19 protein-coding genes and 1 pseudogene are annotated in these 21,636 nt (G+C 42.9%); 5 read left to right on the top strand and 15 right to left on the bottom strand.

Translation table 11 applies throughout. The features are described 5' to 3' along the window. Positions 1-185: 185 nt before the first annotated feature. Positions 186-1,325 (top strand): signal peptidase I, encoded by a 1,140-nt coding sequence (gene lepB / locus DUL71_RS21070; protein ID WP_114939938.1) that lies wholly within the window; start codon positions 186-188, stop codon positions 1,323-1,325. 22 nt (positions 1,326-1,347) lie between these two features. Continuing rightward, positions 1,348-2,826, top strand: coding sequence for a signal peptidase I (gene lepB / locus DUL71_RS21075; RefSeq protein ID WP_114939939.1), 1,479 nt, complete (start codon positions 1,348-1,350; stop codon positions 2,824-2,826). Positions 2,827-3,005: 179 nt separating this feature from the next. On the opposite strand, the gene DUL71_RS21080 is transcribed toward lepB (DUL71_RS21075), so the two are convergent. The 15 genes and pseudogenes from DUL71_RS21080 to DUL71_RS21150 all read right to left on the bottom strand — a co-directional run bounded on the left by DUL71_RS21080 (position 3,006) and on the right by DUL71_RS21150 (position 18,290). After that, on the bottom strand, positions 3,006-4,088 hold the full coding sequence (locus DUL71_RS21080; protein WP_114939940.1) for an Ldh family oxidoreductase: 1,083 nt from the start codon (positions 4,086-4,088) through the stop codon (positions 3,006-3,008). A gap of 477 nt (positions 4,089-4,565) precedes the next feature. Beyond that, positions 4,566-4,871, bottom strand: coding sequence for a 30S ribosomal protein S10 (gene rpsJ, locus DUL71_RS21085; RefSeq protein ID WP_022830652.1), 306 nt, complete (start codon positions 4,869-4,871; stop codon positions 4,566-4,568). Between the two features lie 116 nt (positions 4,872-4,987). Continuing rightward, positions 4,988-7,099: an elongation factor G gene (fusA, locus tag DUL71_RS21090; RefSeq protein WP_091212900.1), complete on the bottom strand. Its 2,112-nt coding sequence runs from the start codon at positions 7,097-7,099 to the stop codon at positions 4,988-4,990. Positions 7,100-7,209: 110 nt separating this feature from the next. Further along, complete coding sequence (rpsG, locus tag DUL71_RS21095; protein WP_110585619.1) at positions 7,210-7,677, bottom strand: 30S ribosomal protein S7; 468 nt, start codon at positions 7,675-7,677, stop codon at positions 7,210-7,212. Positions 7,678-7,696: 19 nt separating this feature from the next. Continuing rightward, entirely contained in the window at positions 7,697-8,110 is a 414-nt protein-coding gene (gene rpsL, locus DUL71_RS21100) for a 30S ribosomal protein S12 (RefSeq protein ID WP_073405808.1), read from the bottom strand. A 638-nt stretch (positions 8,111-8,748) separates the two neighbouring features. Further along, complete coding sequence (locus DUL71_RS21105) at positions 8,749-8,931, bottom strand: hypothetical protein (RefSeq protein ID WP_112574741.1); 183 nt, start codon at positions 8,929-8,931, stop codon at positions 8,749-8,751. Positions 8,932-9,396: 465 nt separating this feature from the next. Continuing rightward, the gene (locus DUL71_RS21110) at positions 9,397-9,603 is read right to left on the bottom strand and encodes a cysteine-rich CWC family protein (RefSeq protein WP_114939941.1); all 207 of its coding nucleotides are present in this window, start codon (positions 9,601-9,603) and stop codon (positions 9,397-9,399) included. 183 nt (positions 9,604-9,786) lie between these two features. Further along, positions 9,787-12,159: a ribonucleoside-diphosphate reductase subunit alpha gene (locus DUL71_RS21115; RefSeq protein ID WP_112574739.1), complete on the bottom strand. Its 2,373-nt coding sequence runs from the start codon at positions 12,157-12,159 to the stop codon at positions 9,787-9,789. Between the two features lie 160 nt (positions 12,160-12,319). Then, complete coding sequence (locus DUL71_RS21120; protein WP_091212919.1) at positions 12,320-13,294, bottom strand: ribonucleoside-diphosphate reductase small subunit; 975 nt, start codon at positions 13,292-13,294, stop codon at positions 12,320-12,322. Between the two features lie 560 nt (positions 13,295-13,854). After that, a complete protein-coding gene (locus tag DUL71_RS21125; RefSeq protein ID WP_114939942.1) occupies positions 13,855-14,226 on the bottom strand; it encodes a methionine-R-sulfoxide reductase in 372 nt (123 codons plus the stop codon). A gap of 245 nt (positions 14,227-14,471) precedes the next feature. Continuing rightward, positions 14,472-15,014, bottom strand: a pseudogene (locus tag DUL71_RS21130) (RBBP9/YdeN family alpha/beta hydrolase). Positions 15,015-15,307: 293 nt separating this feature from the next. Beyond that, a complete protein-coding gene (locus DUL71_RS21135) occupies positions 15,308-15,778 on the bottom strand; it encodes an SRPBCC family protein (RefSeq protein WP_114939943.1) in 471 nt (156 codons plus the stop codon). 101 nt (positions 15,779-15,879) lie between these two features. After that, the gene (gene asnS, locus DUL71_RS21140) at positions 15,880-17,316 is read right to left on the bottom strand and encodes an asparagine--tRNA ligase (protein WP_114939944.1); all 1,437 of its coding nucleotides are present in this window, start codon (positions 17,314-17,316) and stop codon (positions 15,880-15,882) included. Positions 17,317-17,531: 215 nt separating this feature from the next. Next, positions 17,532-17,741 carry a hypothetical protein gene (locus DUL71_RS21145; RefSeq protein ID WP_114939945.1) on the bottom strand — a complete coding sequence of 70 codons (210 nt, stop codon included), beginning with the start codon at positions 17,739-17,741 and terminating at the stop codon, positions 17,532-17,534. 36 nt (positions 17,742-17,777) lie between these two features. Beyond that, the gene (locus tag DUL71_RS21150) at positions 17,778-18,290 is read right to left on the bottom strand and encodes a hypothetical protein (RefSeq protein ID WP_114939946.1); all 513 of its coding nucleotides are present in this window, start codon (positions 18,288-18,290) and stop codon (positions 17,778-17,780) included. A 113-nt stretch (positions 18,291-18,403) separates the two neighbouring features. On the opposite strand from DUL71_RS21150, the gene DUL71_RS21155 reads away from it, so the two are divergent. Genes DUL71_RS21155 through DUL71_RS21165 form a run of 3 tightly spaced genes read left to right on the top strand, consistent with a single transcriptional unit; the run spans position 18,404 to position 21,636 of the window. Further along, positions 18,404-19,273 carry a DMT family transporter gene (locus DUL71_RS21155; protein WP_114939947.1) on the top strand — a complete coding sequence of 290 codons (870 nt, stop codon included), beginning with the start codon at positions 18,404-18,406 and terminating at the stop codon, positions 19,271-19,273. Between the two features lie 51 nt (positions 19,274-19,324). After that, positions 19,325-21,268 (top strand): DNA primase, encoded by a 1,944-nt coding sequence (dnaG, locus tag DUL71_RS21160; protein WP_114939948.1) that lies wholly within the window; start codon positions 19,325-19,327, stop codon positions 21,266-21,268. Beyond that, positions 21,268-21,636 carry a YraN family protein gene (locus tag DUL71_RS21165; RefSeq protein ID WP_114939949.1) on the top strand — a complete coding sequence of 123 codons (369 nt, stop codon included), beginning with the start codon at positions 21,268-21,270 and terminating at the stop codon, positions 21,634-21,636. The genes dnaG and DUL71_RS21165 overlap by 1 nt, the downstream gene beginning before the upstream one ends.

The raw sequence follows: 21,636 nt of genomic DNA on the forward strand, positions 1-21,636 counted from the left end.
AAGATGTGCGGATGTGCAAATTTCAGATGTGCAGATGAGGGATTTTCCGGAACCAATAATTAATATTGAAGAGCGTAACATATAACGTGTAACATATATCTTATACATAAAATATAAACATTAAAAAATCTGCACATTTGCACATCTGAAATTTGCACATTGAAGCACATTTGCACATCAAGAATATGAACTGGAAATTCTGGAAAAAGAAAGATTCAAGTAAAGTAAAAAAGAAAAAAAGCGCGCTCCGTGAATGGGGCGATGCCATCATATTTGCAGTAATAGCCGCTACCCTTATCCGTACGCTATTTATCGAAGCCTACGTGATCCCCAGCGGTTCGATGGAGAACTCGCTTTTAATTGGTGACTACCTGTTTGTGAGCAAGGTTAACTATGGTGCAAGGATGCCGATAACACCTGTTTCGTTTCCGTTTATGCACCATACAACGCCATGGGGCACTCAGGCCTATTGGGGTGGTGTAAAATTACCTTATTATCGTCTGCCGGGTTTAAGCGACATTAAAAAAGGGGATATCGTTGTATTTAACGCGCCGATAGAGGCTGATTCGCCTTATTTCAGGCCTGTTGATAAACGCGAGAACATTATCAAACGTTGCCAGGGAACTCCGGGCGATACTTTAAGTGTTGTAGACGCGCAGGTTTATATCAATGGCAAAGCCGCACCAAGTCCTGAACGAGGCAAAGAAGGTTATTTTGTTGAAACCAACGGTCAGGAGTTTAACCCGGCTATTTTAAATGAACTTAAAATAGAGATCAGGGGAAATACCGGTAACCGTTACGAAATGATGATGGGAAAAGAGTCTGCAGCTACCTTGAAAACGTATTCAAACGTAAAATCAATTGTGCCGGCCGTTACACTTAAAGGCACCAGCGATCCGCTGAACCCGGTTTATCCAGTCAAATATCCACGTTATAAGATCACGCCTAACTTCCCGGATTTTAAATGGAATGTTGACAACTACGGGCCCATTATTATCCCCAAAAAAGGCTGGACTGTTAAACTGGATAGCCTCACTTTCCCGGTTTATGGGCGCGCTATCGAGCTTTATGAAAACAATAAAGTAAATGTTGTTGGTAAGGATATCATGATTAACGGAAAAAAAGCCGATACTTATACCTTTAAGCTTAACTACTATTTTATGATGGGTGATAACCGTCATAATTCGGAAGATTCGCGCTTTTGGGGCTTTGTTCCTGAAGATCACGTGGTAGGTAAGGCATTATTTACCTGGATGAGTATTGACAGTACAGCCACTTTCTTTGATAAAATAAGGTGGAACAGGCTGTTCAGGGGCATACATTAATTGAAAATATAAAAACACTGAAGTGAACGGAATAGGATTAGTAATTGCATTTGTTCTTTTTATAGTATTACCATTTGCAGGTTTGTGGAAACTGTTTGAAAAGGCAGGAAGACCAGGTTGGGAGGGCATTGTACCACTCTATAACTTTTTTATCATCATTAAGCTCACCGGAAGGCCTGCATGGTGGTTTATCATGTTGCTTATACCTGGTTTAAACTTTTTAATAGCTTTAGGCCTGATTGTTGATTTTTTGAAATCGTACGGTAAGTTCACCTTTGCCGAACATGCCCAGGGTGTTGTTTTGCCTTTTATTTACTTCCCTAAATGGGGTAATGATAAAGACACTAAATATTTAGGTCAATCGGCCAGTCCGGAGTTTAGGACAAAATATAAGATTGCCTTAAAGAAGACCCAGGCACGTGAGTGGGCTGATGCTATCATCTTTGCGGTAATTGCCGCTACCTTGATCCGTACTTTATTTATTGAGGCTTATGTGATTCCCAGCGCTTCGATGGAAAGCTCATTGCTTATTGGCGATTACCTATTTGTAAGCAAAGTGAACTATGGCGCGCGTTTACCCATGACACCTGTCGCGTTCCCTTTTGCACACCATACCATGCCGCTTATTAACACAAAGGCTTACTGGGATGGTATCGAACTGCCATACTACCGTTTGCCAGGATTAGCCGATATCAAGAAAGGCGATGTGGTGGTATTTAACTACCCGATGGATGCCGATTCGCCGTATTTTAGGCCGGTTGATAAGCGTGAGAACTATATCAAGCGCTGTCAGGGTACGCCAGGCGATACACTGAGTGTTGTTAACGCACAGGTGTTTATAAATGGCAAGGCGGCTATTACGCCTCCTAAAGGTGAGATCACTTATGACGTTAAAACAGATGGAAATGAGCTTAATCCGCAGATTGCAACCGATCTACACCTGTCAGATCTCTCATCTATAAACAACAACGAGTTTATAACCAATACCACCGAAGAGTCAGCGAAAGCGTTAAGAGGATATTCTAACATCAAATCGGTTACACCAAGGTTAACGCCAGGAGGCGCGTCCGATCCAATGAACCCGGTTTATCCAACCATATTCTCTAATTACAAATTAGGGGCAAACACCCCTGATTATAAATGGAACGTAGATAATTACGGACCTATCATAGTACCTAAAGCTGGCTGGACAGTAAAACTGGATAGTTTAACGTTCCCAATCTACGGTCGCGCTATTGCGGTTTATGAAGGCAACAAGGTTGAGGTGAATGGTAACGACATCTTGATTAATGGTAAAAAAGCGGATAGTTACACCTTTAAACTTAACTATTATTTTATGATGGGCGATAACCGTCATAATTCAGAAGATTCACGTTTCTGGGGTTTTGTTCCTGAAGATCATATTGTAGGCAAGGCATTGTTTATCTGGATGAGTGTTGACGATAATGCTTCGTTTATCCACAAGATCCGCTGGAGCAGGTTGTTTAATCTGATCCATTAGTCGACGCCCCTAACCCCCTAAAGGGGGGAACAATAGTTAAAGGCCTGTTTTGCGGAGCAAAACAGGCCTTTACTTTTATATAACTGCCGCGGGCTTCCAGCCCGTGGTTTAGCATGGTTTCAGCTTTCAGCTGAACTTTTGTGTAAGCTGAAACCATAGTCCCAACGGGTTACGCTGTGCTAAACCCGCGGTAGTGGCTCTATTCCAAACCTTTCCGCCAGTTTATTTAAATCTTCAACAACGGAATCAACTAACGGGATACCATTAACCATTCTATCGGCTTCGGCTTCCAGTTCGGGTTCGCCGGGGATGATCACTTTTTGATCAGCGCCAACTGTCGCCGATGATTTAAAGCGTTCTATCCAGTTATCTAAATGATTTTTAAACTCGTCTACCGGGCGGAAGCCATCAACGCGCATAGCGCCTAAAAAGTGCCCTATGCCTGCGCCAACCGGATCGTTAGGCGGATCAAGAAATGCTACAAACGGTGGTACCCATGGGCCATAATTTGCGCCAGACAACACTGCCGATAAAATATCTACCGTAGCGCTGAGCCCAAAACCTTTGTGGCTGCCATGATCACGGTCGCTACCCAGGGGAAGGAGTGAGCCGCCGGTTTTCAATGCGTGAGGATCTGTTGTATAATTACCTTCTTTATCCTGGATCCAACCTTCGGGCACTTGTTTTCCCAAACGCTGGGCTATTTCCAGCTTACCGTTAGCCGCAGCCGAGGTTGCCAAATCAACTATCACCGGTGGGTATTTACCTGCCGGAAAAGCATAACACATGGGATTGGTACCCAGAAGTCGTTCGCTTGAAAAAGTAGGCGCCACCAACGGACTTGCATTAGTCATGGCAAAGCCTATCATATCTTTCTCCACAGCCATGAGCCCGTGATAACCGGCGATACCAAAATGATTGGAATTACGCACCGAAACCCAACCCGAACCATATAATTCGGCTTTTTTTATGGCTACTTCCATCGCGTAAGGTGCAATCACCAATCCAAGACCCGCATCGCCATCAATGGTAGCTGTTGTAGGCGTTTCGTGAACTATCCGGATGTTGGGAGTAGGATTAATGCGTTTCTTCTCCCACAGGCGTACATAGCCGCTTAAACGGGCCACGCCATGCGAGTCAATACCCCGCAGATCAGATTTGAGCAGCACATCAGCAGCTAATACAGCGTGTTCATGACTGCAGCCTATGGCTTTAAATATATCTTCGGTGAATGAGCGTAGGGTAGATGGTGATATCAGCATAGCGGCAAAGATAACCGTTGATTATGAACCTTGATGCACTTGATTTTAGGATTTCTTGAGTTTAGTCTACCTCTATACAGGAAAATCCTATAATCCTGTAAATCCTATAAATCATGGTTCAGACAAAGTTCCGCGTTAGGGATGGGAGCGGATACCGGCCCGTGAATAAGGCCTGCAGGCGTATGAGCGCACAGCCCGGGCCGCAGGCAACGCCCCCCAACAGCAGCTTGCTTAAATAAATTGTTAAAACATACGTGATTGCGAGGTACTAAGCAATCGCGAACTATACAGGGGAGATTGGCATGGTTGTCCGGTAAAGTTGGGGATTGCTTCGTGCCTCGCAATGACGGCTGGTGATGATTGCTTCATTTCCTTACAGCTAATGCAATAAATATATCCAACCAAAAAAGACCATCCGCTTACGCAAATGGTCTTTTTTATTTTTTGTCCCACACCTTTCAGTGGGCCGGTCGTCTATCAAACTTTGATCTCAACCTCAACACCGCTTGGCAATTCAAGCTTCATCAGGGCATCTACAGTTTTTGAGTTAGAGCTGTAAATGTCTAATAAGCGCTTGTATGAGCAAAGTTGGAATTGCTCACGTGCTTTTTTGTTTACGTGTGGTGAACGTAATACGGTGAAGATTTTCTTTTCGGTTGGTAACGGAAGTGGTCCGCTAACTACAGCGCCAGTTGGCTTTACTGTTTTTACGATTTTCTCGGCAGATTTGTCTACCAGGTTGTAATCGTAAGATTTCAATTTGATCCTGATTCTTTGGCTCATTGTTAATTTGAATTTTAACTACCCTAAGAGCTATTTATTAGGGATAGTTGATTTTTATTATTTATTGAATTACTGAATCAGCTATAGTAGCTGATTCAGTAATTTAAAATTGATTATTAGTCGATAGCAACTTGTTTGCGGCCTTTTGATTTGGCAACAACTTCGTCCTGTACGTTACGAGGTGCTTCAGCGTAGTGGTCAAACTCCATAGTTGAAGTTGCACGGCCTGAAGTGATAGTACGTAATTGAGTTACGTAACCAAACATTTCAGAAAGTGGTACCATTGCTTTGATTACCTGTGCACCGTTACGGGTGTCCATACCTTGCAGTTGGCCACGACGACGGTTCATGTCACCGATAACATCACCCATGTTTTCTTCAGGGGTTAAGATCTCGATTTTCATGATTGGCTCAAGCAATACCGGTTTACATTTAGGCAATGCCTCACGGTAAGCAGAACGACCGGCGATCTCGAATGATAACGCGTCCGAATCGACAGCGTGGAATGAACCATCAATCAAACGAACTTTTAAGCTTGTAAGTGGGTAACCTGCAAGTACACCATTGTCCATAGCGGCTTTGAAGCCTTTTTCAACAGATGGGATAAACTCACGTGGAATTGAACCACCAACAATTTCGTTAACAAACTGCAAGCCTTCTTTGTTGTCGTCGGCTGGAGAGATAACAACCTGGATATCCGCGAATTTACCACGACCACCAGTTTGTTTCTTGTAAGTTTCACGGTGTTGAATAGTACCTGTGATAGCCTCTTTGTAAGCTACCTGAGGAGCACCCTGGTTAACTTCCACTTTAAACTCGCGTTTTAAACGGTCCATCAAAATATCAAGGTGTAACTCACCCATACCAGAGATAACTGTTTGACCAGTATCTTGATCTGTTTGTACGCGGAAAGTTGGATCCTCTTCGGCCAGTTTACCTAAAGCGATACCTAATTTATCAACGTCGGCCTGAGTTTTAGGCTCAATTGCCAAACCGATAACCGGCTCAGGGAATACCATCGACTCAAGAACCAACTGATGTTTCTCGTCGCAAAGGGTATCACCTGTTTTGATATCTTTAAAGCCTACTACCGCAGCAATATCACCTGCACCCACGTTAGGGATAGGGTTTTGCTTGTTAGCATGCATCTGGAATATACGGCTGATACGCTCTTTGCTTTCTGAACGCATATTGTACACGTATGAACCTGCATCAAGGTTACCAGAGTAAACACGGATGAAGCACAAACGACCTACGAATGGGTCGGTAGCAATTTTAAATGCTAATGCTGCAAATGGTTCTTTAACGTCTGGTTTAACCAAAATTTCGGCACCGGTGTCAGGGTTAGTACCAACAACACCTTTTGAATCAAGAGGTGAAGGCATTAACTCCATCACATAGTCAAGCATGGTTTGTACACCTTTGTTTTTGAAAGATGAACCGCAAGTCATCGGAACGATTTTGCCGGCCAAAGTAGCCTGACGTAAAGCGTCTAATACTTCGCGCTCAGTGATGGTTGTAGGATCTTCAAAGAATTTCTCCATTAAAGAGTCATCAAACTCAGCAACTGCTTCCAATAATTTCTCTCTCCACTCAGTAGCTTCGTCAAGCATATCGGCAGGGATAGGCACTTCGGTAAAGGTCATACCTTTATCATGCTCATTCCAAACAATACCACGGAAGTTGATCAGATCAACCACACCTTTAAACTGGTCTTCAGCACCGATAGGTAACTGCAATGGGATAGCAACGCTGCCCAACATTTCTTTAACTTGTTTTACCACGTTTAAGAAATCGGCACCAGAGCGGTCCATTTTGTTAACGAAACCAATACGCGGTACGTTGTAGTTGTTAGCCAAACGCCAGTTAGTTTCTGACTGAGGCTCAACACCGTCAACCGCGCTGAATAAGAACACCAAACCATCAAGTACACGTAATGAACGGTTTACCTCTACGGTAAAGTCCACGTGACCCGGGGTATCAATGATGTTCATGTGATAGTTATGGTTACGGTATTTCCAGTTTACGGTTGTTGCAGCCGAAGTGATGGTGATACCACGTTCCTGCTCCTGGGCCATCCAGTCCATAGTAGCGGCACCTTCGTGTACCTCACCAATTTTGTGGCTTACACCAGCATAGTAAAGGATACGCTCGGTAGTGGTAGTTTTACCAGCATCAATGTGAGCGGCAATACCAATGTTTCTTGTATATTTTAGATCTCTTGACATTTTATTTGTTTTGTGATTTCACTTGACCCTTTAATGATTACACCGATTAAAAAGTGTAAACGTAAATAATCGGTGTAATCTTATTATTAAATCGGTGTAATCTAAATCTTTTAGAACCTGAAGTGTGAGAACGCTTTGTTAGCCTCAGCCATTTTGTGCGTATCTTCTTTCTTCTTAACAGCGGCACCCTCGCCTTTAGCTGCTGAGATGATTTCGCCGGCTAATTTCTCCATCATGGTTTTTTCACCACGGCGACGAGCATAGCTGATCAGCCATTTCATACCCAAAGCTACTTTACGCTCAGGACGAACCTCTGTAGGTACCTGGAAGTTAGCACCACCTACACGGCGGCTTTTTACTTCAACAGCAGGCATTACGTTGTTCAAAGCTTTTTTCCAGGTTTCTAAACCGTTTTCGCTTGTTTTTTTCTCAACAATTTCAACGGCGTTGTAGAATATAGCGTATGCGGTAGATTTTTTACCATCATACATCATATTGTTTACAAACCTTGTTACCAAAGTATCATTGAACTTTGGATCAGGAAGGATAATTCTCTTTTTTGGTTTTGACTTTCTCATTGCTTTCTATCCTCCTTAATTATTTCTTTTTACCTTTTGTTGGCGCTGCTGCTACCTGACCTGGTTTAGGACGTTTGGTACCATATTTTGAACGACGTTGGTTACGGCCAGCTACACCTGATGTATCCAGTGCACCACGGATGATGTGGTAACGTACACCTGGTAAGTCTTTAACACGACCACCGCGGATCAAAACGATAGAGTGCTCCTGTAAGTTGTGACCTTCACCTGGGATATAAGCGTTTACTTCTTTACCGTTGGTTAAGCGCACACGGGCAACTTTACGCATTGCTGAGTTTGGTTTTTTAGGGGTAGTGGTATACACACGTGTGCATACGCCTCTTCGCTGTGGACAGCTGTCCAACGCTGGTGACTTACTCTTGTCAACCAGAGCTACTCTACCTTTTCTAACTAATTGCTGAATAGTAGGCATTTCTTGCTTTTTTGTCTAATTATTTTATCCCGCATTTCGGGACTGCAAAAGTACGAACATTATTTTTGATTTTCAAGTAGTTGTGTGAAAGTTTTTTTGAGGGGAAGAAGTTGATGGCGTGATGGTTGTAATTCTTTCTAAACACGGATTTGTCTGAACCCGGATTTCTGGAATTAAAGAATTAACAGAAGCAATAATTTCAATAAATTCTTTAATTCGTTTAATTCGAGTTCAGACAAATCCGATAAATCCGCCAATCCGTTTAATCCCGGTTCAGATAACTTGGGCAATGCCTTCGGCCCGGGCTGTACGTTCATACGCCTGCCGGCCTTACGCGCAATGGCCGGTATCCACTTCCATCCCTATTGCAAATATGTGTGTATAGAAAAAGGGCCGGTTACCGATGTAACCAGGTTTAGGTGACAGCGGGCCGGCCCATAATATCTTTTAGTTAATTAGGAAAAATGGTTAATTTATCATCAAACATAAAATTTAATTTGAATATTTTAAAATTAAATTTCGTTTTTTTTTAATATTCGATATATAATTTGTTTTAACCATAAAAAGAGCGCCGGTAAAACCCGACGCCCTCTTTCATCACTCACTAAACTACTTATAGAAAACTTAAATTAACAATCTTAATAACCGCGGTCGTGATAATGGCCATGATCGCTACCATTCTGGTAGCCATTATTATAACCGTTATTATATCCGTTGCGGTACCTGTGATGGTGACCATAATCTTCACGTACTACACAACCTGAGGTTACAGATACTACTGCTGATATTAATAGTGCCAAAGCAACAAATTTCCTTTTCATGGCGTAAATTCTTTAATCCATCATCTTTATTGAAGATGTACACATATATGACTAATGGAAAATGAAAAGGATTAATTTGATGTGGGTATTTAATGAAAATGGAATGGTAAAAACTTCATTTTTAGTATTTAAATCCATTGGCCTGTGAAGGTGATATGACATTAGGTGTGGAGGGCTTGTCATCCTGAGCCTGTCGAAGGACGTGCGTAGAGGCCCACCCCGCTATGCTTCGACAGGCTCAGCATGACCCCGTTTTTTAATTATGTCATGGGTAGGTACAAAGCAATCTTAAACTATACAGGGCTAACCTTTATAGCTGCTTTGCTGCTCGCGGATTATTAATAATTATAATTTGTTTTTATAGGTATTAATGAGCTCCCTTCGGTTGGTTGTCTTCGTACCTCGCTTTGACGGGATGTAATAAGTAGTTGTTTATCTTAAAAAATAGAGTGGCCACATTTCAAATCAAACCAACCCCATGCTCTCCCTATACTCCTGCTGAATAATGAGCAAACAGTTGGCGCACAAGCATCCATCATATAATTCACTTACATACTGAACCTCATTCAATGTAAGCTGAACCGTACTGCACTGGCACTTGGTGAATGAGTTGGCTTTACATTCAAAAGGCGTTTCGCAACGTTCGCAGCGGATAATCTCGTGTTTGGGCATTTCTTTATTTAGTCCGAAAGTCGGTAAGTCCGCAAGTCCGTAAGATGGAGCTGCAAATGCCGATCATCAAAAGTATCAATTAAACATAAATTGAATGTCAACGAAATCCCACTAAAACAAAAAGCCCATAAACCGTAGTCTATGGGCTTTGAAAATTATATACGGACTTACCCGACTAAAAACTTACGCTGAGCAAGTTACGCAGCCTTCTTCCATTGAACAGGTTGGGCCTGCAGGAATTTCGTCGGCAACGGCGTCAACAACGGCTGGGATAACCGGATCCATGTTTTTACCACCTTGGTTCTCAACGGTAAATTTAACCGCTTGCGAAGCTGCTTGTGTACGCAGGTAGTACATACCTGTTTTCAAGCCTTTTTTCCATGCATAGAAGTGCATTGAAGTCAGTTTTGAAGCATTTGGCGAGTTGATGAACAGGTTCAATGATTGCGACTGGCAAATGTACGCGCCCCTGTCGGCAGCCATATCAATAATGCTACGCATTTTGATTTCCCAAACAGTTTTGTACAATGCTTTGATATCAGCAGGGATCTCAGGAATCTCCTGGATTGAACCATTTGCACTGATGATCTTATCTTTCATGCTGGTGCTCCACAAGCCAAGGTTAACCAGGTCACGTAATAAGTATTTGTTCACTACAATGAACTCACCACTTAATACACGACGGGTGTAAATGTTTGAGGTATATGGTTCAAAGCACTCGTTGTTACCTAATATCTGTGAGGTAGACGCTGTTGGCATAGGCGCAACTAACAATGAGTTACGTACGCCATGGTTCATTACATCTAAACGCAGGTTTTCCCAATCCCAACGACCGCTTTCCGGTTTTACACCCCACAGGTCAAACTGGAATTTACCTTGTGACAGTGGTGAGCCTTTGAATGTTTCATAAGCGCCATCTTTTATAGCCATATCTTTTGAAGCTGTCATAGCTGCAAAGTAGATGGTTTCAAAAATCTCGATGTTCAGTTTTTTAGCTTCATCGCTTTCAAACGGCATACGCAGCTGGATGAAAGTATCGGCCAAACCTTGTACACCTAAGCCGATAGGACGGTGACGTAAGTTTGAATACTCGGCTTCTTTAACAGGGTAGTAGTTACCATCAATGATCCTGTTAAGGTTCACGGTAGCCTGGTAAGTTACTTCGTATAGTTTATCATGGTCAAAAGCACCATTGTTGATGTAGCGTGGCAATGCTAATGAAGCCAGGTTACAAACAGCTACTTCGTTTGCATCGGTATACTCAATGATCTCGGTGCAAAGGTTTGAGCTTTTAATGGTACCTAAGTTTTGCTGGTTTGATTTACCGTTGGCAGCATCTTTATATAATAAGTATGGTGTACCGGTTTCAACCTGAGCGTCAAGTACTGCAAACCATAGCTCTTGTGCTTTTACAGTGCGGCGCTGACGGCCTTCTTTTTCGTATTTGGTATAAAGCTCTTCAAATTCTTTACCCCAGCAATCGGCTAAGCCTGGTGCTTCGTGCGGGCAAAATAAGCTCCAATCTTCATTAGCTTCAACGCGTTGCATGAACAGGTCAGATACCCAAAGGGCATAGAACAAGTCACGGGCACGCATTTCTTCTTTACCGTGGTTCTTACGCAGGTCGAGGAATTCGAAAATATCGGCATGCCAAGGTTCTAAGTAAACAGCGAAAGCGCCTTTACGTTTACCACCGCCCTGATCTACATAACGTGCAGTATCATTAAATACACGCAGCATTGGGATAATACCATTGCTGGTACCGTTAGTGCCGCTGATGTATGAACCTGTCGCCCTTACATTGTGGATGCTTAAACCGATACCACCCGCGCTTTGCGAAATTTTAGCGGTTTGTTTCAAAGTATCGTAGATGCCTTCAATGCTGTCATCTTTCATGGTTAACAGGAAGCATGACGACATTTGTGGTTTTGGTGTACCAGCATTGAACAGGGTTGGTGTAGCATGTGTAAACCAACGCTCGCTCATTAAATGGTATGTTTTAATAGCGCTTTCAATATCGTGTTTGTGGATACCTACCGATACACGCATGAACAAATGTTGAGGACGCTCAGCAATTTTACCGTCTATTTTTAACAGGTACGATTTTTCAAGGGTTTTAAAGCCGAAGTAATCGAAACCAAAGTCGCGGTCATAAATGATGGTGCTATCAAGTAACTCAGCGTTTTCCTGGATCACTTCCCAAACATCATCAGCAATAAGTGAGGCATCTTTACCGGTTTTCTTGTCAACATATTCATGCAGGAGGCGCATGGTTTCAGAAAACGATTTGATGGTGTTTTTATGCAGGTTTGATACCGCTATACGCGAAGCCAGCAAAGCATAATCAGGGTGCTTGGTGGTTAATGAAGCGGCGGTTTCGGCAGCCAGGTTATCCAGCTCGGAGGTGGTTACGCCATCAAATAAACCTTCAATTACCTTTTTAGCTACATCAATAGGGTCAACTAACTGAAACCCGTAGCACAGTTTTTCAATACGTGCTGTGATCTTGTCAAATTTTACGGACTCTCTTCTACCGTCTCTTTTTATTACGAACATTTTCCCCCTCCTTTTGCCCCGTTAAAAGCGAAGCTTTTTTAGTTAATATTATTGTGATTTGATTATTTTCTTGAACCTGAACCTTGATTTTCCTGATTTGAGGATTGCCTGATATTGGAGTAAAGCCTAACCTCTAATCTCCAACCTCTGACCTCCAAACCTAAAAATCATCATCAAGCGAAAAGCTCTTGCTTTCGGCCGATGCGTTCAGTACACCACTTTTTTGATAGTCGCCTACGCGTTTTTCAAAGAAGTTGGTTTTTCCCTGCAACGAGATCATTTCCATGAAATCGAACGGGTTGGTCGCGTTATAATATTTATCGTAACCCAGTTCGCTCAGCCATCTGTCGGCCACAAATTCAATGTATTGGCTCATCAGTTTGGCGTTCATGCCTATCAGGTTAACCGGCAACGCATCGGTTACAAATTCTTTTTCTATCTCAACCGCATCGGTAATGATTTTGGTAACCTGCTCTTGCGGAAGTTTGTTTTCAAGCATGCTGTATAATAAGCAGGCAAATTCGCAATGCGAACCCTCATCGCGCGAGATCAGCTCATTGCTGAAAGTAAGGCCCGGCATTAAGCCACGTTTTTTAAGCCAGAATATAGAGCAAAAACTACCTGAGAAGAAAATACCTTCAACAGCCGCAAATGCAACCAAACGCTCGGCAAAGTTGCCATTGTTGATCCATTTTAATGCCCACTCGGCTTTTTTGCCTACGCATGGTACAGTTTCTATGGCGTGGAAAAGGCGGTCTTTTTCGGCCGGATCTTTAACGTAGGTGTCTATCAGCAGGGCGTAAGTTTCAGAGTGAATGTTCTCCATCATGATCTGGAAACCGTAAAAGCAACGGGCCTCAGGCAATTGCACTTCACTCATGAAGTTTACCGCCAGGTTTTCGTTCACGATACCATCACTTGCGGCAAAAAATGCAAGGATGTGTGAAATGAAATGTTTTTCGCCCGAATTAAGATTTTCCCAGTGTTTAAGGTCGTCCGAAAGATCGATCTCTTCAGCCGTCCAGAAGCTGGCCTCCGCTTTTTTGTACATCTCCCAAATTTTGGGATACTTGATGGGAAGGATAACAAACCGGTCCTTGTTTTCCCGTAGTAATAATTCGTTTTCCAAACTCATAAACGTTTACCTTTTTTATATTTTCCTTCAGTTGAGGTATTCAGACACGAAAGCGGGCCTTACTTTTTGATAAAGCCTTACATTGTTGATGCCATCGGATTGCTCCTTAGCAATTATGTTGTGTAACTTTCTGACAGCCAATTGTTTAATTAGGGATTGACGAGTGCGTCGGGCTGCCGGCTGAATGCCTTTTTTATTACTTGTTGAGCAAAGTTAATGTTTGAGTTGTGTACTTGTGAATGATAGTTTTTCACAAATAGCCGAGTTATCAACACTTATGTGTATGGGAGTTATTAACACTAAAAATTAATGAACTTGAAAAGAGGGGGTTAAAATCACAGCTATAAATTAATGCCTTCGAAACTTGCAGATTACGATAATTTAACATTGTAAATTACTTGACGTTTTACCGACAATTATTGCCAATTGTGAAATGCTTTTGCTGTGTGAAAGTATCAAAATTAAAATTGTAAAATAAATTGCACATCCTGTAAAAATGTGGAAAACAAATACGCCCGTAAATCATCAACTTACGGGCGTATTCCTCAAAGTTTTACGATTTATTTTGCGTCCTCAAGCGGAACAAATTTCATCGATACCGAATTCACGCAATGACGGGTATTTTTCGGGGTCATGTACTCGCCTTCAAATACGTGGCCCAGGTGGGCGCCACAATTTGCGCATAAGATCTCAACCCTGCGGCCGTCCGCGTCTACCTCACGGCGAACAGCTCCCGGAATTTCATCATCAAAGCTTGGCCAGCCACAAAATGATTCAAATTTATCTTCCGAACGGTACAGCGGCGCGTCGCAGCGTTTGCAAACGTATAAGCCCTGTGCCTTGTTGTTAAGCAATGAACCTGTGAACGGACGTTCGGTGCCTTTGTATAATATTACCCTTTCTTCTTCGGGCGTTAATTGATTGTACTCCATATATTTTGATTACTCCGATTGGTTTTAATTTCACCGGTTGATGAGCTCAACCCGATGTTTTAATCTATATAAAGATACGACAATTTGGAGCGATATAATGTTTTACGAGTTGATGTTTACACTGGTTTGACGGGGATTTAAATGTGCAGATGTGCAAATTTCAGGTGTGCGGATGAGGGAAGGTAATTATCGCTGCCGCAGGTTTAAAGTCCGTAGCTAAGCATGGCTTCAGCTAACGTTATGAATTAGTATCCCGTATCCAGTTTTTTCAATAAATCCAGCCCTTTATTCCAGTCGCCATAGTTTGCTGACGCATTGATATGGCCTGCGTCACCAATATTCACAACTTCACTTCCCTAACTGTCTGCAAATAGGTGGGCCCGTTCCGGGGTTACGTAGAAATCATTGTTACTAATCACTGTTATAGATTTGAATGGCAGTTTGCCTAAAGGCATCGGCGTAAAGCCACTTGTACCTGTTGGATAGCTATCCGCTTTGGTATCACTCGGTGCAACCAGTAATGCGCCCTTTATCCCGATATTGTATTGCCTTGCCCAATAGGCTATGGCAGCACAAGCCAGACTGTGACCAACTAAAATTACGTTTGACGGATCATAGCGTTTTACATAGTTGTTCAAAGTTTTTACCCAATCGCGGCAAACCGGGGTTTCCCAATCCTGTTGTTCAACACGGGCGAAATTGAACTGCTTTTCCCAAATGCTTTGCCAGTGTTGAGGGCCTGAATTACCCAATCCCGGATGTATAAGAATATCAGCGTTGAAAGTCATGATTTCGGTAAGGTGTTAAATTGTCTGATAATTGAATGCTCAATATATGGATTTTTAAACAGTTGCCCGTAGTAGGCTAAAGGAGTTAAGCTCTCCCTTTAGAGGGTAATAGCCCATCAAAAGACAGTCAGAAGTTTTTAAGAGTGCGGGCTGTGCGATTCCCTCCCCTGGGAGGGTGTAGGGAGGGGTTTCATCGACAGGCTTATTCACTAAATGACGTATAAACCCCTCCCTGCCTACTCGCGATCCTAACGCACCCCTCCCTGGGGAGGGAATTGTCAACTCGTGGGCTATTACCCTTTAGGGGGCTGGGGGGCTTCAGCAATCTGTTTGATCACTTCATTTCTTTTCAGCAACAACCTCGTCATGTAGTTTGAAAGAAAAAGTCCGTTCACAAGATCTCCTAAGATCCCGCCCGGCGATTCAAACGTAAAAATATCCCGCATCATGGTTTGGTTAAGGATGGGGTAAAAATAATGCTCATGCGTAAAGCTTTTGAACGCGCCCTCAACCATGATATCCGTAAAATGATTAGGGTATTCCATTTCGGTGATTTTAGAAGTGAGGTTTTGCCATACACTGAAATGTTTTGCCCGCCAGGTAACGCTTTCGCCAAGTTCAATGAGGCCGCTTGTACGTCCGGCAATAGCCTGCTCGCCGGTGTGTTTGGTTGATTCTATATGTACATCGATATTACGGGCAATGTCAAATACTTTTTCAATGGGGGCATTAATATGGGTAGCGAGTAAGATCTGTGAAGGCATAAGCTATAGCAAAAAAGGCTGTCGTTTAACGACAGCCTAAATATAGTGTTACGCTCGTGTAATAATCAGCGTAATCATCAAAATCAAAAAATAATCAACGGTTAAAATTCCGCGTTTTTAGGGAACCTTGGGAATGGGATCACATCACGGATGTTGCCCATGCCGGTAACAAACAGCACCAACCGCTCAAATCCTAAACCAAAGCCTGCATGCGGACAAGAACCAAAACGACGGGTGTCCAGGTACCACCAAAGTTCCTCGGTAGGGATGCCCATTTCGTTCATACGTTGCTCCAGTTTGTCTAAACGTTCTTCACGCTGAGAGCCACCAACAATTTCACCAATACCCGGGAACAGGATGTCCATGGCGCGTACGGTTTTACCGTCATCGTTCTGGCGCATGTAAAACGCTTTGATCTCCTTCGGATAATCTGTCAGGATCACCGGTTTTTTAAAGTGTTTCTCAACCAGGTAACGCTCATGCTCGCTCTGCAAATCGGTGCCCCAGCCTTCAATCGGGTAAACAAACTTTTTCTTTTTGTTTGGGGTTGATTCCTTCAGGATGTCGATGGCCTCGGTATAAGTAAGGCGCTCAAAATCGTTATTTAAGCAAAACTGCAGTTTTTCAAGCAGTGTCATTTCTGAGCGCTCGTTTTGCGGTTTGGTTTTCTCTTCCTCGGTTAAACGCTGGGTTAAAAACTCAATATCATCGGCATTTTTATCCAATGCATATTTGATCACGTATTTCAGCATGTCCTCTGCAAGGTCCATGTTGTCAACCAGGTCGTTAAATGCAACTTCGGGTTCAATCATCCAAAACTCGGCCAGGTGACGGGTTGTGTTTGAATTTTCTGCACGAAAAGTTGGACCGAAAGTATAAATATCGCTCAGGGCCATAGCGCCGAGTTCACCTTCCAGCTGGCCGGATACGGTTAAGTTAGTGGCACGACCAAAAAAGTCCTGTTTGAAATCTATCTCCCCGGTTTCGGTTTTCGGGATGTTATCCAGGTCAAAGTTGGTAACGTGGAATGTTTCGCCGGCACCTTCCGCGTCTGAAGCGGTAATTACCGGTGTATGCAGGTAAACAAACCCGCGCTCCTGGAAAAACTGGTGCACCGCGAATGCCAGACTGTTACGTACCCTGAAAATAGCGCCAAAAGTGCTGGTGCGGAAACGCAGGTGAGCATGCTCACGCAAAAACTCCAGGCTATGTTTTTTAGGTTGGATAGGATATTTTTCGGGATCGCTATCGCCTAAAATTTCAATGTCGCTTGCCACAACTTCAACAGTTTGGCCTTTACCTAAAGAGGCAATCAGTTTACCCTGAACGCTTAGCGCGGCGCCAACAGTAATGCGTTTAAGCAAAGCCGGGTCGGTGTTTTCAAAATCGACAACTATCTGGATATTATTATTAGTTGAGCCATCATTCAAAGCAATAAAACGATTTGAACGGAATGCACGCACCCATCCTTTAACTGTTACATCAATTTCGGTTTGCTGGCTTTGCAGCAATGCTTTGATCTTAGTTCGCTGACTCATAAAGTGTAATTCTGTATAAAACTGTATAATTTTTAGAATCGCAAAAATACAATTAATTATCAAAGCTTACTTTGAAACATCAGCTAAAAAACACAGTGCAGGGCAGTGGCGAAAAGGCGGGGATTATTAAGGGAAGAGGAGAAGAAAGAAAAAGATGTGCGGGGGAAGCACAGCCGGGAGCACAGCACGCTCCCGGCTATTTCTTTTTCTGAAGCTTAGTTGCTTGATACCATAATGGTGTCACGACGTAAGCTTGGCGTCGCCTTGCTGCCAATCATAATCGTGTCTTTGCCTTTATTCAATGACTGATTAAGAATGCTTTTTTTAGCAGTAGCACTGTCTTGTGCGGGCGCTACGCCATTTTTTTGACAGCCAGCCAGTAACATGAATGATACTGAGGCGATTAATAATAGAGCTTTTTTCATAAAACAAATTTACAACTAATACGAATGATAAGTAAGCTAAGTTACAGTAATACAAAAGTTAATACTAAGTGTAGCTTTAAACTTGCCCTCGCCAAAAGAAACCTTATCCGGATGGCTTCCTGGCGGATTATCACTCACTTTCAGGAACCTTAATTCAAAAAATCCCTGTAGTATTTTACTGGTTTGATTATATGAAATTATGGTTATTGAACTAAGGTGGGTTGGATCGGGAACATATTTACCGGTTAGTGTGCCGGATTTTTTAATTTGGTAATAATTTTCGTTTGCCTTGAGCGTGTAATAGCCAACGCCATCAAATACAAACTTAAAACCAACTTCTTCTTCCTCGCCCGAAATGCTGCTTTTGGCTGATACCGTGATGGTATCTCCCAATATGTTTGAACCGGTTGGGTCGGCCTCCCATAATGTATTATTTTTTTTCGCAAGTATAAAATCTGGCGCGACGGGAAAGTTGCAGCAATCTTTCTTTTTACATGCCGAAAAAAGCAGGGCCACGGCTATGGCTAACATAAACCAGGGATATTTCATTGCTTTGTTGATGACAGGTTAACTAATTGTACAGGAGATATAAAGATATTTAAAAATAGGGGCATATTATACAGGCATTCAGTAAGTTTGCCCCTCATTTAAATTTACCGCTCATGAACCCCAGGTTAAGTCTCGTTATTGGCATTTTATGTATCTCCTTCTCGCCGATATTTGTAAAGCTTGCCGGGGTGTCGCCGATAGGTTCGGCATTTTACAGGGTGTTTGTAGCCTGGATATGCCTCGCCCCTTTTTGTGTAATAAAAAAGAAACTTAAAGTAGATAAAAAACAGTTGCTTATATCCATAGCTGCGGGGATGGTTTTCGCGATGGATATCGCGGTTTGGAATATTTCCCTGCTGAAAATAAGTGCCACCGTTTCAACACTGATAGCCAACCTGGCACCGGTTTGGGTGGGGCTGATGAGTTTCTTGTTTTTAAGAAAACGTTCGGGCCTGTTATTCTGGATTGGTACACTCATAGCAATTACCGGTATGGTGGTATTGGTAGGTTATGAACATATATTACATATGGAACTTAACACGGGCATATTATTAGCCATACTGGCAAGCTTTTTTTATGCTACCTATATCATGATCACCAAAAATATTATGGCAGGTATTGATGTGTTTAGCTTTATGTTTTACAGTATGCTTAGCGCCAGCATTTTTTTACTGGTGATAAATGGATATATGCATAATGACATTATTCATCTTTCATTAAAAGTGTGGCTTTGCTTTATAGGTATGGGGCTTATATGCCAATTAGCAGGCTGGCTCACCATTAATTACTCGTTACGTTACCTCGAATCAACCAGGGTATCTATCGCGTTGTTAAGTCAGACTGTTTTTGCGGGCTTGCTGGCCGCTTTTTTATTGAAGGAGCGTTTAGGTTTTAACGAGATCATTGGCAGTGTAATTGTTTTGGGCGGAATAGCCGTAACTTTTTTAAAGCCACGTAATCAGGCAAATAAAATAGTATCTTGACGATTGTTAATTATCCAATTACGTTTTGCCCTACATTTGCATTTTTAACGCATGATTCAAAAATCCACTATCGACCGTATTATGGAAGCCACCGACATTGTGGAGGTGATAGGGGAGTTTGTGCAGTTAAAAAAACGTGGTGCCAACTACGTAGGTCTTTCGCCTTTTGCTAATGAGCGTACCCCATCGTTTACGGTGTCGCCGGCTAAGGGCATTTTTAAAGATTTCTCGACGGGTAAAGGCGGTTCTGCAGTTACATTTTTGATGGAGCTGGAAAAGTTCAGCTATCCCGAAGCCCTAAAGTGGCTGGCCAAAAAATATGGTATCGAGGTAGAAGAAACCGTTGAAGCGCCTGAAAATCGCGAGGAAGAACTTCGCCGGGAAAGTTTGATGATCGTATCGGCTTTTGCTGCCAAGTTTTTCCATGAAACCATGCTCGAAACCGAAGAGGGGCAAAGCATTGGTTTGAGTTATTTTAAAGAACGCGGCTTTACCGCCGAAACCATAAAGAAATTTGAGCTGGGCTACTCGCCCGATCAATGGGAAGCCTTTACAGGCAAGGCTTTGCGCGAGGGTTATAAAGAACCGTTTCTGGTTGAAAGCGGCCTGTCGGTAAAACGTGATAACGGTGCTTTGTATGACAGGTATCGCGGCCGGGTAATGTTCCCGATTCACAGTTTTACGGGCCGGGTAATCGGTTTTGGCGGTCGTACGCTCAAAAAAGATAAAAACGTAGCCAAATACGTTAACTCGCCCGAGTCCGAGATCTACCATAAATCAAACGTACTTTACGGGCTGTATTTTGCCAAAAAGGCCATCCGCGAGCAGGATAATTGCTACCTGGTAGAAGGCTATGCCGACGTACTTTCGGTGCATCAGGCCGGGGTTGAAAACGTGGTGGCCTCCTCAGGTACATCACTTACAACCGAACAGATCAAGCTTATTGCCCGTTTTACCAAAAACATCACCATATTATATGACGGTGATGCTGCCGGGATCAAAGCCTCGTTACGAGGTTTGGATATGATCCTGGAAGAAGGGCTTAACGTAAAAGTGGTATTGTTCCCCGATGGACATGACCCCGATTCGTTTGTACAATCAAAAGGATCAAGTGCCTTCAAAAAGCATATCGAGGAAAATAAAAAGGATTTCATCCTGTATAAAACCCAGATCCTGCTTAAAGAGGTTGCCAATGACCCGATAAAGAAAGCCGACGTAATTCGCGAGGTGGTTGAAAGTATCGCTAAAATTCCGGATAGCATCAAGGCATCGGTATTTATAAAAGAGTGTAGCGGCTTATTACAGATAGATGAGCGCGCCCTTTTATCCGAGCTTAACAAAATGCGTGCGGCCAAGGCCAAAAAGGAGGAGCAGCAACGGCAGCAACAAAATAACAGGTTTGCGGAAATGCCTGACGAGCCTCATTTTTTTGACGAGCCCGTTGAACTGGAACCTCCGGTTGCAAAAGATGATGCTTTTCAGGAAAAGGAAATTGTGCGTTTATTACTGCATTACGGCGGTCGTATGATTGACTGGGACGGTATTGCAAACACCTACATCGGTCCTTTCATTATAGCCGAGTTAAGCGACGTTGCTTTTGAACATCAGGTTTGTAAGCAAATTACAGAAATTTATCGCCGTGAAGTTGAAAACGGTGTGTTACCCGATGATAACTATTTTATTCACCATAAAGATAAAGGCATTGTTGATTTAACCATCAATATGCTGGCCAGCAAATATTCGCTCAGCGAAAATTGGTACGAAATGCATAGGATTACCGTGAATGATGAGCAGGTGAATATGAAAGCCACTATCCTCGGTGCTATTTTTCACCTCAAAAAGCATAAGGTGGGCAAGATGCTGGAAGACCTACGCTCGCAGCTTCAAAAAGCAGACAGCGAGGCCGACCAGGAGATACTGCTTAACCAGTATATGCGCATGAAAAAAGTGGAAAAATCTATATCCGACTTTCTGGGCTCCGTAATCATCAAATAATGGCGCAACACCTTGAACTTGGCCGAACCGGCGAAGCATTGGCCAAAACCCACCTCGAAAAAGCAGGCTACGAAATCATGGACGAAAACTGGACTTACGGAAAAGCCGAAATAGATATTATTGCTTATAAAGACAAGGTTATTATATTTACCGAAGTAAAAACCCGCACGGGCAATGGCTTTGGCCAACCTGAAGATTTTGTTGATAACCGTAAACAAAAACTCCTGGCCGAAGCTGCCGATGAATATATTTACCTCATGAACCATCAGGGCGAAGTGCGGTTTGATATCATTGCCATTTTGTTTGACCGTAGCGGAAATTATATACTAAACCATATAGAAGATGCGTTTTGGCCTTCGGCCACATAA

The sequence above is a fragment of the Mucilaginibacter endophyticus genome, assembly GCF_003351025.1.
Taxonomy (GTDB): domain Bacteria; phylum Bacteroidota; class Bacteroidia; order Sphingobacteriales; family Sphingobacteriaceae; genus Mucilaginibacter; species Mucilaginibacter endophyticus.

Coding starts and splice junctions, on each gene's coding strand:
- DUL71_RS21120 (WP_091212919.1), bottom strand. CDS start 13,294: ATGAGTTTGGAAAACGAATTATTACTACGGGAAAACAAGGACCGGTTT.
- DUL71_RS21125 (WP_114939942.1), bottom strand. CDS start 14,226: ATGGAGTACAATCAATTAACGCCCGAAGAAGAAAGGGTAATATTATAC.
- DUL71_RS21135 (WP_114939943.1), bottom strand. CDS start 15,778: ATGCCTTCACAGATCTTACTCGCTACCCATATTAATGCCCCCATTGAA.
- DUL71_RS21115 (WP_112574739.1), bottom strand. CDS start 12,159: ATGTTCGTAATAAAAAGAGACGGTAGAAGAGAGTCCGTAAAATTTGAC.
- DUL71_RS21150 (WP_114939946.1), bottom strand. CDS start 18,290: ATGAAATATCCCTGGTTTATGTTAGCCATAGCCGTGGCCCTGCTTTTT.
- DUL71_RS21155 (WP_114939947.1), top strand. CDS start 18,404: ATGAACCCCAGGTTAAGTCTCGTTATTGGCATTTTATGTATCTCCTTC.
- fusA (WP_091212900.1), bottom strand. CDS start 7,099: ATGTCAAGAGATCTAAAATATACAAGAAACATTGGTATTGCCGCTCAC.
- rpsJ (WP_022830652.1), bottom strand. CDS start 4,871: ATGAGCCAAAGAATCAGGATCAAATTGAAATCTTACGATTACAACCTG.
- DUL71_RS21110 (WP_114939941.1), bottom strand. CDS start 9,603: ATGCCCAAACACGAGATTATCCGCTGCGAACGTTGCGAAACGCCTTTT.
- asnS (WP_114939944.1), bottom strand. CDS start 17,316: ATGAGTCAGCGAACTAAGATCAAAGCATTGCTGCAAAGCCAGCAAACC.
- rpsG (WP_110585619.1), bottom strand. CDS start 7,677: ATGAGAAAGTCAAAACCAAAAAAGAGAATTATCCTTCCTGATCCAAAG.
- dnaG (WP_114939948.1), top strand. CDS start 19,325: ATGATTCAAAAATCCACTATCGACCGTATTATGGAAGCCACCGACATT.
- DUL71_RS21145 (WP_114939945.1), bottom strand. CDS start 17,741: ATGAAAAAAGCTCTATTATTAATCGCCTCAGTATCATTCATGTTACTG.
- DUL71_RS21080 (WP_114939940.1), bottom strand. CDS start 4,088: ATGCTGATATCACCATCTACCCTACGCTCATTCACCGAAGATATATTT.
- DUL71_RS21105 (WP_112574741.1), bottom strand. CDS start 8,931: ATGAAAAGGAAATTTGTTGCTTTGGCACTATTAATATCAGCAGTAGTA.
- rpsL (WP_073405808.1), bottom strand. CDS start 8,110: ATGCCTACTATTCAGCAATTAGTTAGAAAAGGTAGAGTAGCTCTGGTT.
- lepB (WP_114939938.1), top strand. CDS start 186: ATGAACTGGAAATTCTGGAAAAAGAAAGATTCAAGTAAAGTAAAAAAG.
- DUL71_RS21165 (WP_114939949.1), top strand. CDS start 21,268: ATGGCGCAACACCTTGAACTTGGCCGAACCGGCGAAGCATTGGCCAAA.